14 protein-coding genes are annotated in these 14,774 nt (G+C 43.5%); 8 read left to right on the forward strand and 6 right to left on the reverse strand.

Features of this window, described 5'->3' with window-relative positions; genetic code table 11:
• The 4 genes from nqrE to nqrM all read left to right on the forward strand — a co-directional run bounded on the left by nqrE (position 1) and on the right by nqrM (position 3,302).
• A complete protein-coding gene (nqrE, locus tag A3712_RS06155; protein ID WP_004737621.1) occupies positions 1–597 on the forward strand; it encodes an NADH:ubiquinone reductase (Na(+)-transporting) subunit E in 597 nt (198 codons plus the stop codon).
• 29 nt (positions 598–626) lie between these two features.
• Complete coding sequence (gene nqrF, locus A3712_RS06160; protein WP_063522726.1) at positions 627–1,853, forward strand: NADH:ubiquinone reductase (Na(+)-transporting) subunit F; 1,227 nt, start codon at positions 627–629, stop codon at positions 1,851–1,853.
• A 173-nt stretch (positions 1,854–2,026) separates the two neighbouring features.
• A complete protein-coding gene (locus A3712_RS06165; protein WP_063522727.1) occupies positions 2,027–3,031 on the forward strand; it encodes an FAD:protein FMN transferase in 1,005 nt (334 codons plus the stop codon).
• Positions 3,032–3,047: 16 nt separating this feature from the next.
• The gene (gene nqrM / locus A3712_RS06170; RefSeq protein WP_004737624.1) at positions 3,048–3,302 is read left to right on the forward strand and encodes a (Na+)-NQR maturation NqrM; all 255 of its coding nucleotides are present in this window, start codon (positions 3,048–3,050) and stop codon (positions 3,300–3,302) included.
• Positions 3,303–3,438: 136 nt separating this feature from the next.
• Here the strand turns inward: nqrM and A3712_RS06175 are convergent, their stop codons facing one another.
• Positions 3,439–4,683 (reverse strand): diguanylate cyclase, encoded by a 1,245-nt coding sequence (locus tag A3712_RS06175; RefSeq protein ID WP_063522728.1) that lies wholly within the window; start codon positions 4,681–4,683, stop codon positions 3,439–3,441.
• A gap of 163 nt (positions 4,684–4,846) precedes the next feature.
• Between A3712_RS06175 and dinB the strand changes: the two genes are divergently transcribed.
• A complete protein-coding gene (gene dinB / locus A3712_RS06180; RefSeq protein ID WP_063522729.1) occupies positions 4,847–5,923 on the forward strand; it encodes a DNA polymerase IV in 1,077 nt (358 codons plus the stop codon).
• A 74-nt stretch (positions 5,924–5,997) separates the two neighbouring features.
• Here the strand turns inward: dinB and A3712_RS06185 are convergent, their stop codons facing one another.
• A complete protein-coding gene (locus tag A3712_RS06185) occupies positions 5,998–7,932 on the reverse strand; it encodes a RecQ family ATP-dependent DNA helicase (protein WP_063522753.1) in 1,935 nt (644 codons plus the stop codon).
• Between the two features lie 145 nt (positions 7,933–8,077).
• On the opposite strand from A3712_RS06185, the gene A3712_RS06190 reads away from it, so the two are divergent.
• From A3712_RS06190 to A3712_RS06200, 3 genes are all read left to right on the forward strand, one after another.
• The gene (locus A3712_RS06190; RefSeq protein ID WP_063522730.1) at positions 8,078–8,551 is read left to right on the forward strand and encodes a GreA/GreB family elongation factor; all 474 of its coding nucleotides are present in this window, start codon (positions 8,078–8,080) and stop codon (positions 8,549–8,551) included.
• A gap of 88 nt (positions 8,552–8,639) precedes the next feature.
• Positions 8,640–9,416: a YggN family protein gene (locus tag A3712_RS06195; RefSeq protein WP_063522731.1), complete on the forward strand. Its 777-nt coding sequence runs from the start codon at positions 8,640–8,642 to the stop codon at positions 9,414–9,416.
• Between the two features lie 277 nt (positions 9,417–9,693).
• Positions 9,694–11,055 (forward strand): sodium-dependent transporter, encoded by a 1,362-nt coding sequence (locus A3712_RS06200; protein WP_063522732.1) that lies wholly within the window; start codon positions 9,694–9,696, stop codon positions 11,053–11,055.
• A 165-nt stretch (positions 11,056–11,220) separates the two neighbouring features.
• Here the strand turns inward: A3712_RS06200 and lipA are convergent, their stop codons facing one another.
• From lipA to A3712_RS06220, 4 genes are all read right to left on the reverse strand, one after another.
• A complete protein-coding gene (gene lipA / locus A3712_RS06205; protein ID WP_063522733.1) occupies positions 11,221–12,186 on the reverse strand; it encodes a lipoyl synthase in 966 nt (321 codons plus the stop codon).
• Positions 12,187–12,190: 4 nt separating this feature from the next.
• Complete coding sequence (gene lipB, locus A3712_RS06210; RefSeq protein WP_019820804.1) at positions 12,191–12,850, reverse strand: lipoyl(octanoyl) transferase LipB; 660 nt, start codon at positions 12,848–12,850, stop codon at positions 12,191–12,193.
• 195 nt (positions 12,851–13,045) lie between these two features.
• Complete coding sequence (gene ybeD, locus A3712_RS06215) at positions 13,046–13,324, reverse strand: DUF493 family protein YbeD (RefSeq protein ID WP_026084358.1); 279 nt, start codon at positions 13,322–13,324, stop codon at positions 13,046–13,048.
• A 231-nt stretch (positions 13,325–13,555) separates the two neighbouring features.
• Entirely contained in the window at positions 13,556–14,737 is a 1,182-nt protein-coding gene (locus A3712_RS06220; RefSeq protein WP_081090352.1) for a serine hydrolase, read from the reverse strand.
• Between the last annotated feature and the right edge of the window lie 37 nt (positions 14,738–14,774).

Consider the following 14,774-nt stretch of genomic DNA (forward strand, 5'->3'; position numbering starts at 1 on the left):
ATGGAACATTATATTAGCCTACTAGTTAAATCGATTTTCATCGAAAACATGGCACTTTCTTTCTTCTTGGGTATGTGTACATTCCTAGCTGTATCTAAGAAAGTGAAAACGTCTTTTGGTCTTGGTGTTGCGGTAGTTGTTGTACTTACAATCGCTGTTCCTGTAAACAACCTTGTTTACACAAACATCCTGAAAGAAAACGCGCTCGTTGAAGGTGTCGATTTAAGTTTCCTTAACTTCATCGCATTTATCGGTGTTATCGCGGCACTTGTACAAATCCTAGAGATGGTCCTAGACCGTTTCTTCCCACCCTTGTACAACGCACTAGGTATCTTCCTTCCACTGATCACAGTTAACTGTGCAATCTTTGGTGGTGTATCTTTCATGGTAACTCGTGACTACAACTTTGCTGAATCTGTTGTTTACGGCTTCGGTTCTGGTGTGGGTTGGATGTTAGCTATCGTTGCTCTTGCGGGTATCCGTGAGAAGATGAAGTACTCTGACGTACCTCCAGGTCTACGTGGCCTTGGTATCACGTTCATTACTGTTGGTCTGATGGCGTTAGGCTTTATGTCTTTCTCTGGTGTTCAACTGTAGGGTAAGCACCCAGTAATAAGGAATAACAAATGCAAAGCATTATTCTTGGCGTAGCGATGTTTACCATTATTGTATTGGCTCTAGTGCTAGTGATTCTATTCGCTAAATCTAAGCTGGTACCATCAGGTGACATCACTATTTCAGTAAACGGCGACCCTGAAAAGGCGATCGTTACTCAACCTGGTAGCAAGCTACTTGGTGCCCTAGCTGGCGCTGGTATCTTCGTATCTTCTGCTTGTGGTGGCGGTGGCTCTTGTGGTCAGTGTCGTGTAAAAGTTAAGTCTGGCGGTGGCGACATCCTACCAACTGAACTTGATCACATCACAAAAGGCGAAGCTCGCGAAGGCGAACGTCTTGCATGTCAAGTTGCTATGAAAACTGACATGGAGATTGAACTAGACGAAGATATCTTTGGTGTTAAAAAGTGGGAATGTACTGTTATCTCGAATAACAACGAAGCTACTTTCATCAAAGAACTTGCACTAGCAATCCCTGAAGGTGAAGAAGTACCGTTCCGCGCGGGTGGTTACATTCAGATTGAAGCTGAACCACATCACGTGAAATACGCAGATTACGATATTCCTGAGGAATACCGTGGTGACTGGGATAAGTTCAACCTATTCCGTTACGAGTCTATCGTTAAAGAGCATTCAATCCGTGCTTACTCAATGGCTTCATACCCAGAAGAGAAAGGCATCATTAAGTTGAACGTTCGTATCGCGACTCCGCCGCCAAACAACCCAGACGTAGCTCCAGGTGTGATGTCTTCATACATCTGGTCTCTTAAACCTGGTGATAAGTGTACTATTTCTGGTCCATTTGGTGAGTTCTTCGCTAAAGACACTGACAACGAAATGGTATTCATCGGTGGTGGTGCAGGTATGGCGCCTATGCGTTCTCATATCTTCGACCAACTTAAGCGTCTTAAGTCTACTCGTAAGATGTCTTACTGGTACGGCGCACGTTCTAAGCGTGAGATGTTCTACATTGAAGATTTCGACGGCCTAGCGGCTGCAAATGAAAACTTCGTGTGGCACTGTGCACTGTCTGATCCTCAACCAGAGGACAACTGGGACGGCTATACTGGTTTCATCCACAATGTACTGTACGAAAACTACCTGAAGGATCACGAAGCTCCTGAAGATTGTGAGTACTATATGTGTGGTCCACCGATGATGAACGCTGCTGTTATCGGCATGCTGAAAGATCTTGGTGTAGAAGATGAAAATATCCTACTAGATGACTTTGGTGGTTAATCCACTTAAGTGATTGATATTATGGCTGACTCCTACGAGTCAGCCATTTGTTTTTCTACGACAGCTTTTGACAACATACTGGCTTATATAAGAAAGAGTAAGGCATTCAAAATACCTATTTTTACTCTTATTTTTCCTTATATAAATCCTCAACATTAGACAGGAGTAAGCAAGTGAGAATTTGGCTTGTTGCGTTAACTTCTTTGATTTTTCTTGCGGGCTGCGAGCAGTCAAGAGAACAGGTGCATTTGAGTGGCCCTACGATGGGCACGAGTTACAATATTAAATACATCAATGGTGATGAATTTCCTGAGTCTAATGAAGTTCATACTGAAATTGATCGTCTACTTGAAGAAGTAAACGATCAGATGTCGACGTACCGTGACGATTCAGAGTTGAGCCGCTTTAACCAATACAAAGGTGCTGACGCATTCGAAGTGTCTGAGCAAACAGCAACAGTTGTGAAAGAAGCGATTCGTTTGAACGGTCTTACTGAAGGAGCACTGGATGTAACGGTTGGCCCATTAGTTAACTTATGGGGCTTTGGTCCTGAAGCTCGCCCAGAAGTTGTGCCATCTGATGAAGAACTGGCGGCTCGCAAGGCTAAGGTCGGTATTCATCACCTTAGTGTTGAAGGCAATATGTTGAAGAAAGACCTGCCTAACCTGTATGTCGATCTGTCAACCATTGCGAAAGGCTGGGGCGTTGATGTAGTCGCAGATTACCTAGATTCTATTGGTATCCACAATTACATGGTTGAAGTCGGCGGCGAAATTCGCCTGAAAGGTTTGAACCGTGAGAATGTAGGCTGGCGCATCGCAATCGAAAAACCGAGTGTTGATGAGCGTAATATCCAAGAGATCATCGAACCGGGTGACATGGCTATCGCAACCTCTGGTGATTACCGTAACTATTTTGAACGTGATGGTGTTCGTTACTCACACATCATCAACCCTGAAACAGGAAAGCCTCTTCATCACAAAGTGGTTTCTGTAACAGTTTTAAACTCGTCTTCAATGACTGCAGACGGCTTATCTACAGGCCTTATGGTCTTAGGTGAAGAGAAAGGAATGGAAGTCGCAAACCAACATAACATCCCAGTGTTCATGGTGGTAAAAACAGCAGATGGCTTTAAAGAGGTTGCTTCTGAAGCATTTAAGCCATACTTAGGTAAATAAGGTAAGCGAGATAATTATGAACACATTTCTAATTACATTTGGTGTTTTTCTAGCTGTGATTACAGCGATGTCGATTGGCTACATCATTCAAAAGAAAGTAGTTAAAGGTAGCTGTGGCGGCTTAGGTGCTGTTGGTATTGATAAAGTATGTAACTGCCCAGAGCCTTGTGATGCACGTAAGAAGCGTGAAGCTCGTGAAGCTTACCGCGAAGAAAAACTGGCTGAGCGTCAGCAAAAAGAAGCAGCTTGGAATAAAGATCGTATTGCTTAGTTTCTATGGACGATTAGATATTTATATTCCCCAAATAAAGATTAAGCTATTTAATAGTAAATTTATTTGGGGAGATCGTTTGTTAAAAATTCAATATTAAATAAATCTTTTTTAAGTTTATCTGTTGGAAGTTAATCTATTTTTCGTTATCTAGTTGAAAATTGTTACGTGCGAAGATGACTTGGTTTTTACCTTGTTGTTTCGCGGTATAAAGTAATTTATCTGCTGCTTTGATCTGCTTATCTAAAGGAGCCTGAAGATCAGTCGCTCCAATACTTACGCTCACTTTGATTTTGTTTGAATTATGACAAACCTCATAGTCTTCAATAGCACTTCTCATTGATTCTAATGCTTCTACAAATTGTACGAATGGTCCACTTGTTAAAATACAAAACTCCTCGCCACCAAAACGAACGGTGAGATCGTTTGTAAAAAAATTCTTAATTATTCTTCCAACCTCAATCAATACAGCGTCACCTGCATCATGCCCATAAGTGTCATTTACGTTTTTAAAGAGATCAATATCCATCATTGCAATACTTCTTTTTGAGGGTATTGTAGGGAGTTGGCTGAACATGTAGCGGCGGTTCCATAGTCCTGTGAGAGCATCCTCGTTAGCATGGCGAAGTAGTTCATTAGTAGCCTCTTTCATATCAAGGATTTGGTGGATACGGCAGAAAAACTCCTCTTGATTGAAAGGTTTGTAAAGAAAGTCATTGGCACCAGCCTTGAGAAATCGAGCTGTTAAGGTGCGATCGTCACTTCCAGAAAGCCCGAGAATTGCGAGTTGGTTACGATCATGGTTCTTACGGATTTCGTGAGTCATTGAAATACCATCTTTGTTTGGCATATCATGATCAGTAACAATAAAAGTAATATCGTTATTTTTATTGAGAACCCTTAATGCGTGGGCACCATCTTCCGCTTCTATTGTTTGAATATATTGGTGTTCAAGGAGTTGAACGATATATCGCCGTACGACTGTAGAATCATCCACAACCAGAGCTTTGTGGTTTCGATTATTTGAAATCCGTTTAATTAATGGAAGTAAATAACTGACAGGGGAAAAGTTGTCTTTTAGGATGTAGTCTATAACCCCCTTCGCTAGAACTGCTTCCCTAAGTGTATTGTTGAATATGCGTGTGAGTACAATAATCTTCTGTTGATAGCTGAGTACAACATCGATAATTTCGCCGTCTTGACCATCAGGTAAACAGTAATCCAAGACAGTGCATAAAAAGTTTGTTTCTCGTTCTAAAATAATTTTAGCTTCTGCGACAGATTGAGCAGTTTCAACATCGTAGCCTGCATTATTCAACTGTTGGTACAAGTAGTTTCTGAATGTTCGACTATCCTCTACTACCAGTATCTTTTCTTTCAAAATTGATTCCTACTTGCACACTATATTTATCATTAATAATAATATCAGAATACGGATAATTATTGAAAATTATCATGGTTAGTTGGGTTGGAGGCTATTTAAAATCGAGTAATCATTGAGTATACTGTTTTTATATACAGTTTCGAGGTTGAATTACTGGTTGATGTGTAGTGCGGACCAAGAGAAAGTGAGAAAAATAATCCATGTCGATATGGACTGTTTTTACGCGGCTGTAGAAATGCGAGATAACCCGGCTTACCGTAATCGACCGTTAGCCGTAGGCGGGCATGAAAAGCAGCGTGGTGTGCTCAGCACATGCAATTATGAAGCGCGTAAGTTTGGTGTTCGTTCGGCCATGCCGACAGCTAAAGCGCTACAACTCTGCCCTAACTTGTTAGTTGTGCCGGGAAGAATGTCGGTTTATGTCGAGATCTCTAAAAAGATCCGTGAGATTTTCTCTCGGTATACTTCGGTGATCGAGCCTTTGTCGTTGGATGAAGCATTTCTTGATGTGACCGACTCAAAGCAGTGTCATGGCTCTGCAACACTTATCGCTGAATCGATTCGTCGTGATATTTGGAATGAACTCAATCTAACAGCGTCTGCCGGTATTGCTCCTATAAAGTTTTTGGCGAAAGTGGCTTCTGATATGAATAAACCTAACGGGCAATTTGTTATCCCTCCACAAGACGTGCAAGCGGTAATCGATGAACTACCACTTGAGAAGATCCCCGGCGTCGGCAAGGTGAGCATTGAAAAGCTTCACCAAGCGGGGTTTTTTATCTGCAAGGATATAAAAGAGTGTGACTATCGCGACCTACTACTTAAATTCGGTCGTCAGGGCGCCTCACTGTGGAAGCGCAGCCATGGTATCGATGAGCGAGGAGTTATTGTCGAACGCGAGCGAAAATCTGTTGGGGTTGAGCGAACCTTTACCCAAAACATATCGACTTACGCTGAGTGTTGGCAGGTGATAGAAGACAAGCTGTTTCCTGAACTTGAAACTCGATTGGAAAAAGCGAGCCCAAGCAAAGCGATCATCAAGCAAGGTATTAAGCTTAAATTCGCTGATTTCCAGCAAACTACAATTGAGCACATTCATGCTTCTCTAGACCGCGAGCACTTTAAAGAGCTGTTAAGTGAAATACTTAAAAGGCAGCAAGGGCGAGAGATACGCTTACTAGGTTTAAGTGTGATGTTGCAGCCCAAAGACCAAATGCGTCAGCTGAGCTTTTTCTAAATACAGAGGTTGGCGAGTGCTTTTCATAAAAACCGACTCAGCTTTGTGGCTTAGTCGGTTTTTATCGTTTAGAGTTATCTTGGAAGCTGTTTTACGCGCGCTAAGGTGTCGGCGAAAGGTTGTTGCTCTAACTTTCCGTAGCCTGCCATTTTGCTTGCTTTAAGTTTGGTCGAAAGTGGTGTGGCTATTCCAGAAAGAAAACGAGTGATGGCTTCATCGGTTATCAGTTGTTGGCTTGCAGAAATAAACTCATGAATCCATGACATGACTGTCTCATCATCGACTAATTCAACATCAACGCTTGGCAAGGTTGCTACTTGACCGCGGCATACGGAGCAGTGACCGCAGGCTTTTGGCGATTCGTTGTCTGCAAAGTAGCTTGCTAGGCGCGAGCTTAGGCAGGAGTCAGCCTCAAAGAATCTCAGCATTTGATTAAGACGATTTATCTCGCTGTTCTCTTTTGCTTTAAACAAGTCAGTGAGTCGCTCAGACAACTGCATCATCTCTTCAGAAGTATTGTGGATCGCGTAAACATCGGTGATCTGTTTACTTTCGAGTTCAATCCAGCCCTGCTCATTAAAGTAATCGATAGCAGCAATTACGCGTTGACGATCAGCTTGGAAGTGAGTCCAAAGTGCTTCGAAGTCAACCTGGCACCAAACTCTCGCTTGCGGAGAACACTGGAAGATCGCTTCAACAAAGTTACGACGCTCGCCTTGGAATTGCTCGCAGATCTGCTGTTTAGGGCGAATTAACTTAAATTTGTAGTCCGCAAAGTAGCTGTACTTCGGCTCAATCACGCCTTCAATTTCGAGGTAAACCAGCAGTGTTTTAAGCGGCAGCTGGCGAATGTTAGATTCACGCGAAAGTTGGTTAAGCATTATTTCCCATTGATTAGCGCCAGATGGCCCAATGTTTTGGTTTTCGTAGATCTCTTTCAATACTGCTTGGATGGATATGTTGTCCGGTGTATCGCCAAACACGAAGTTCTCAAGCGTACTCAAGCCGTGTTTGTTAGCTAGTAAAATACACTCAGAAGCTTGTCCATCACGACCAGCTCTTCCTATCTCTTGTGAGTAGTTCTCTATCGATTTTGGTAAGTCAAAATGAATCACTCGGCGGATATTTGATTTGTCCACACCCATACCAAATGCAATCGTCGCCACAATACAGTGCACGTCATCATTCATGAATTGTTGTTGAATGGAATCTCTATTTTCTGGTTTAAGACCGGCGTGATAAGCCACTGCGTTAACCCCGACATTGCGGAGCTGTTGAGCAACCATTTCTGCCGTTTGTTGCAGAGTGACATAGACAATTGTGGGTGCTTGCGCCGCTTGGTTGACCACATTACACAAGCTTTCTAACTTGTTAGCTTGTTCGCATGGCTGAATAGATAGGTCTAGGTTTTGACGATAGAAGCCAGTGACCACAACACGATCTTCATCGATATCGAACTTAGACTTCATATCTTGAATAACAGATGTTGTGGCGGTCGCTGTGAGCAGCAGCACCTGTGGAATATTAAGCTGCTCTTGATATTGAGGCAGCTTAAGGTAGTCTGGTCTGAAGTTGTGGCCCCATTCCGAGATACAGTGCGCTTCATCGACCACAAGCAACGAGATAGGCACTTGGGAAATAAACTGGCGAAAGCGTTCGTTCTTTAATCGTTCTACTGAGATCATCAGTATCTTTGTGTCACCATTGCGTACGGATTGCATCACTTGCTGGGTGGTTTGTCTGTCTTGGCTTGATTCGATTGCAGCCGCGCTGATGCCTTTGCTGTGTAGGAAAGCGAGTTGGTCTTTCATCAAGGCGAGCAGTGGCGATATCACCAAGGTAAGGTGGGGCAACTCTAAAGCGGGTAGCTGATAACAGAGTGATTTCCCCGAACCTGTCGGGAATATTGCCGCTGTCGAGTGACCAGATAGAACATTATCAATGACTTGCTTCTGTCCGTTTCTCAGTGAATCGAATCCGAATACTTGTTTTAGCTTCTGCTCAATCATTTGTGTTCTACCTGAATTAATAAGTGTTGTCTTGATGCTAAAGCGAGCACTGATTGATGGTAGCGTCACTTGAGGTATCAAATCTCTTGCACCTAATTGTACCTAATTCTATTCTGTAGCTCCTATAGAAAAGCATCCCAATAGTATGAATAAGTCTGAGCTCCGCCAAATAATCTTAGATCAACTTGAATCCCGATTACGTATCGCGCAGTCCGCTACACAGCGCGCCATTGATGCTGCGACTGATGAAGAGACGGTACCTGAACACAAATACGATACGTTGGCATTAGAAGCCTCGTACCTTGCTCACGGACAAGCGGTTAGGGTGCAAGAGTGCGAAGAGGATATTCAGTGTTACCGAAACCTAGTTTTACGTGACAGTGAGAAGGTGACTGTGAGTAGCTACGTTGTGGTGATTGACGAGCACGATCAATATAAGCATTTTTTCATGGGGCCAAGAGTCGGTGGGCTTTCTGTTACTTGGAACGGTAATGAGGTATCAATTGTGACGTCGAATGCGCCGTTTGGTCGGGCGCTTATGGGCAAAGAAGTCGGCGATGAGATTGAGTTTAGCGTCGCTGATAAACCGTTTTGTTACGAAGTGGTTTCTATTGATTGAGTCCCGGGTAAATTGATATAAAACCTTGCCCTGACAAAGAAGTATAAACTCGGGGTATAGTAATCTGGCAGATTGATGAGAGGATGTTATGAAAAGCAATGTATTTATGAAAAACAGTGTATTAATTGCATCGTTAACAGCGGCGATCTCTGTTGTGAGCCTGCCAACATTTGCAGCTCAATGTCGAGTTGATTTGAAGAATGAGTTGCGAATCGATGACCAAAAAGTTGAAATTCATCAGGTAAATGGTGATACAGCCGTATTCGATGATAAAAACGATCTCTACATCCATGGCGAGAAAGTTGAGCTTGATGCTGACCAACAAGCAGCGATTGAAAAATATCGCGAGAGTATGAGTGAGTACATACCGCGAGCTAAGCAGATGGCGAGCGAAAGTCTCGCATTAGCCAATGATGTGATTGACGATATTGCTGTCAGCTTGGACTCTCCAGAATCGTTTGATAACGTAAAAGAGTCGATGAAAACGTTTTTCGCAGACCTAGAGGCCCGCTACTACAAAGACGGTGAATTGGTTTTGCCTGCAGACAGCTTTGAGTCGATGGCCAATGGTTGGTCTGAAGATTTCGAAAAGGCTAAAGAGATCTTTAATCAAGAGTTTATCTCTAGTGCCTTTAATGCCATGTCAGAAAAGATGAAGCAAGAAGGCGGACTCAACCTGACGGAATTGACAGACAGCATGGCTGAACTCAAGCTGAAAGTTGAAGAGCGAATGAAGCAGCACGCTAAGCAGATGGAAGAAGAAAGCGCAGAGTTCTGTGATTCTCTTGATGAGATAGCGGAACAAGAGCAAGAACTGCATGAAATCATTCCGAACTTAAAAGATTATCAAGTATTCACGATTTAATTCTAGTCTAGTGATGGATAGCAAGAGTACCAGTTGGTGCTCTTTTTGTTTGTAGTGTTTGCCCCACGCTCAATATCTGATTTGGTTTTGGGGCGTTCTGATAATCCTTGTATTTATGGTGATGGAAAGCTATTGAACTGGGTTTTTGTTAATTTTGTGGTTCTAAATAGCGCATTGATTGTAAAAATTAGAGAATTGTTCATTTATTGGTTGTGTCTATCATTGCTTTTTATTACTGTACTCCTCAACTAGTTCACTGATTCTTTGTGCGAGCAATATGGACCAACAATCTTCTTCTTCAAGAGAGCTGTTTAGTTCTCGTTTAGGCTTTATTTTAGCTGCGGCTGGTGCTGCTGTTGGCTTAGGTAATATTTGGGGTTTTCCGACTCAGGTAGCGAGCAATGGTGGTGGCGCCTTCCTACTGGTTTACCTAATCATGATTTTCGTGGTTGCGTTCCCTATGCTGGTGGTTGAAATGGCGATTGGTCGTCATGGTCAAGCCAACCCAGTTGATAGCATGCGTTCACTAACGAGTAACCCATTAGGAAAGAAGGTCGGTGAATTTGTTGGTTGGATTGGGTTAAGTGTCCCAAGTGCCGTATTGGCATTTTATAGTATTGTTGGTGGCTGGTTGATCTGCTTCCTAATTGGCGCTGTCGCTGATCTTATTGGTTTAGAGGCTGCTGCTGATTGGTTTAAAGGCTTCAGTGTTGAGCGTAATGTATTTGGTACTGTAGCGTTCTACGTACTGACCATTCTCATTGTACAGGGCGGTGTTAAGCAAGGTATCGAGAAGTGGTCGACGCGCTTAATGCCAGCGCTGTTTGTTTTGTTCGGCTTGTTGTTCGTGTACATCATGACTCAAGCTGGCGCAATGGAAGGCTTAAAGCATTACCTAGTTCCTGATTTTGATAAGGTGTGGGACAGAAAACTGATTCTAGCGGCGATGGGTCAAGGCTTCTTCTCGCTAACTATTGGTGGCTGTTCAATGTTGGTTTATGGCTCATACTTAAGTAAGAAAGAAAACCTGCCAAAAATGGCGATGAGCGTGACGCTGGTTGATACCGCTGTGGCTTTTATTGCTGGCTTAGTGGTTATGCCTGCAATGTTTGTTGCGATGCAAAAAGGCGTTCAAATCTATGCGGAAGACGGTTCACTATTGAGCTCTGACACACTGGTATTCACTGTTCTTCCGTTGATGTTTGATAGCTTAGGTGTGCTTGGTCAGATCTTCGCAATTGTTTTTTTCTTGTTGCTAACAATTGCGGCGTTGACGTCTTCTATCTCAATGTTAGAAGGCCCTGTAGCGTTAGTGAGCGAGCGTTTTAATACTAGACGTACGCCAACAAGCTGGGTGATTGGTGGTGCAATCGCGCTATTTAGTGTGGTGATTGTTTACAACTTTGCTGCGATGTTTGGCATTGTTGCGATGATAGCGACACAATACCTGCAGCCAATTGCTGCATTGGTGTTCTGTCTGTTTGGTGGATGGGTATGGAGCCGAGCTTCAAAAGTGAAAGAGCTTGAGCAAGGTTGCCCGGACTTTCAACTTGGCTGTTTTGGTAAAGTTTGGCCGATGTATGTGAAGTTCGTGTGCCCAATCTTAGTGGCAACGGTCATCTGGGCTTCTTTCGGCTAATTCGCCGTTACTGTTCACTTGTCTATCGTTTAGACCTGAATGTACCAAAGCCGCTCTCATAGAGCGGCTTTGGCGTATCTGAATGATAACGTTACGGGTTGTTGATAAGAAAAAGGCGCATCCCCGATGGAATGCGCCTTTGAAACTTAGGAGATAAGTACTCGCTTACTTGATTTCCATACCTTGTGCTTGCAAGTCTGCATGGTAAGAAGAACGTACAAACGGACCACATGCTGCGTGAGTGAAGCCGAGCTCAAGAGCAATCTCTTTTAGCTCGTCGAACTCTGAAGGCGGCACGTAGCGTTCTACTGGTAAGTGGTGGCGGCTTGGTGCTAGGTATTGACCAAGAGTCAGCATAGTTACGCCGTGCTCACGAAGGTCTCTCAGTACTTGAATGATCTCTTCTTTGGTTTCACCAAGGCCCATCATAACGCCAGATTTTGTTGGGATGTCTGGGTGCTGCTCTTTGAACTTCTTCAGTAGATCAAGAGACCACTTGTAGTTTGCACCTGGACGCGCTTTACGGTACAAGCGTGGCGCTGTTTCCAGGTTGTGGTTGAAAACATCTGGTGGATTGTCTTTCAGTAGCTCTAGTGCAACGTCCATACGACCGCGGAAGTCTGGAACCAGCGTTTCGATACGAATGTTTGGGTTTAGCTCGCGGATCTCACGGTTACAGTCTGCAAAGTGCTTAGCACCACCGTCGCGCAAGTCATCGCGGTCAACCGAAGTGATTACTACATACTTCAGTTTCATGTCTTGAATTGTCTTCGCCAGTTTCTTCGGCTCTTCTGCTTCAGGAGCAACAGGACGACCATGGGCAACATCACAGAACGGGCAGCGACGCGTACAGATAGCACCAAGAATCATAAACGTTGCCGTACCGTGGTTGAAACACTCGGCTAGGTTAGGACAAGACGCTTCTTCACAAACTGAGTGCAGGTTGTTTTTGCGCATTGCTGATTTGATTTCTTGGATACGATGGCTGTCTGAAGGAAGTTTAATCTTCATCCATTCTGGCTTACGTAGTACTTCTTTCTGTTCAGCAGGCATATTCTTTACGGGAATTAATGCCATTTTGTCAGCGTCACGATATTTAACGCCTTTTTCCATTTGGATTGGTTTGCTCATGATTTTATGCTTCTGCTGTAATGTAACTGGTGGCTTGAATGTCTACTTGGTCATAGCCGAGCAGCTCTACGAGCTCTTGTATTAACTGTTGCTCAACGTTCTCTAATTCACTTGGTCCGCCTAGCTGGCTTACTTGTGCCATTTCCATACCTTGGTAACCACATGGGTTAATGCGTAGGAATGGGGACAAGTCCATATCGACGTTCAGTGCTAGTCCATGGAATGAGCAGCCACGTCGAATTCGTAATCCGAGTGAACAGATTTTCTTGCCATCGACATAAACACCAGGAGCGTCAGGTCGGGCAGCTGAATCTATATTGTAAGCTTTCAGAGTGTTGATTACGAGGTTCTCAATATGAGTAACCAAATCGCGCACTCCGAACTTCTTGCGGCGGATGTTAATCAGAAAGTACGCCACTAACTGGCCTGGGCCGTGGTAAGTCACTTGGCCACCGCGATCGCTTTGTATCACAGGAATATCGCCAGCATTTAATACATGCTCAGCTTTGCCTGCTTGTCCTTGAGTGAAGACTGGATTGTGTTCAACCAACCATACTTGGTCTACGTCTTCTTCTGTGCGTTCGTCTGTGAACTTATGCATGGCTTTCCATACAGGTTCGTAATCCTGACGGCCTAATTTTTTTACGATTAGCTTATTTTGCAAAGCGGCACTCCCTCAAGGATTAATAAAGTGAACGCATTATAAACGCGAAACATGTTTCTAACTACTGATGGACTGCAAGGTTTTTCAACTTTCTTTGTATTTATTTAAAATTAAGTTGAATGAATTTGACCGCAATAGGGTGCTATAAACAAAAACAGCGGCAATAAGCCGCTGTTTTTCATGCGTAATCGAGGATTACAGAACCATACGAACGATTTCGATCTCGCCTAGTTCTTTGTATAGCGTTTCCACCTGCTCAATTGAAGTCGCAGTGATGTTGATAGAAACAGAGTGGTAGTTACCCTTTGCACTTGGTTTTAGTGTTGGGCTGTAGTCACCAGGAGCATGACGCTGGATCACTTCTAGCACTAGTTCAGTCAGTTCTGGCTTAGCGTGGCCCATTACTTTGTAGGTGAATGAACAAGGGAACTCTAAGAGGTCTTTTAGTTTTGCATCAGAATTGATGTTCATGATTAGCTCCAAAAGGCTAGACTCTCGCAAATTGGCGGAAGTCGATGAAAAGCGTGTTCGGTCAGTAGACTCGAGTAATAAGGCGGAATATTACGTGTAAATATCACTGAACTCAAGATCAACAAAAACCGCACATGGCGGCTTTTGTTTTACCAAAGAGTAAATAATGAACTTGCTCATTGGGTTAGCTTTCCTACAAGCTAAGGTTTGTTTAGAACAAAACCTTGGACTTACTTAGAATAAGCCTTTGAATAGCAGTACTAGGTAATCCCATAGTCGGCTAAATAGGCTGCCTTGCTCTACGTCTTCAAGTGCTAGTAGTGGGTATTCCGCAACGTCTTCACCATCAACTTGGTAGAAAAGTTTACCAACAACATCACCTTTGCTGATTGGCGCTTCTAGCTCTTTCTCAAGTACAAAGCTTGCTTTAAGATCTTTTGCTTGGCCGCGAGGCAGAGTTACGAAAGTATCTTCGTCGACACCTAGAGCAACTGTGTCTTTGCTACCCATCCAGATTTTTTCTTCTACGAAAGTCTCACCAGCGGTGTGCGGTGCCACTGTTTCGAAGAAGCGGAAGCCGTAGCTAAGCAGTTTTTTGCTTTCTGTTTTACGAGCGTTGGCATTTTTAGTACCCATCACAACAGCAACTAGGCGCATTTTGCCTTCTGTTGCTGAGCTTACTAGGCTGTAACCTGCATTGCTTGTGTGGCCTGTTTTAATGCCATCAACGTTCATGCTCTTATCCCACAACAGACCATTACGGTTGTATTGGGTGATGCCGTTGTATGTGAATTTTTTCTGTGAGTAGATACGGTACTCATCAGGAACGTCACGAATTAGCGCCTGTCCAAGCAGTGCCATATCGTAAGGCGTTGAGTATAGGTTTGGGTTGTCTAGACCATGCACGTTAGCAAAGTGCGTGTCTTTCATGCCGATAGAGCTAGCCCATGCGTTCATTAGGTCAACGAATGCGTCTTCTGAGCCTGCAATGTGCTCAGCCATAGCAACACAAGCATCGTTACCGGATTGAATGATGATACCGCGGTTCAATTCTTCAACTTTAACCGTTGTGCCAACTTCAACGAACATTTTAGATGAATCAGGGAAGTTTTTAGCCCAAGCATTTTCACTGATTACAACATCGTCGTTTAGGTTAATGTTACCACGCTCAAGTTCTTGACCGATTACATAGCTCGTCATCATCTTGGTTAAACTTGCTGGAGAAAGTTGAGTATTCATTTCTTTCTCTGCTAGTACTTTGCCTGAGTGGTAATCCATCAGAACAAAACCTTTAGCGGCGATTTGTGGTGCATCAGGAACAACAATTGGAGCAGCGAATGACGATGTAGCTATTGTTGCTGAAAGCGCAACAGAAGTAGCAAAAATCGTTTTAACAAGTTTATTAGATTTAATCATTTTTAATGCAATTATTTGGTGAACTATTCATATATTA

This window comes from Vibrio sp. HI00D65, from assembly GCF_001635455.1.
Taxonomy (GTDB): domain Bacteria; phylum Pseudomonadota; class Gammaproteobacteria; order Enterobacterales; family Vibrionaceae; genus Vibrio.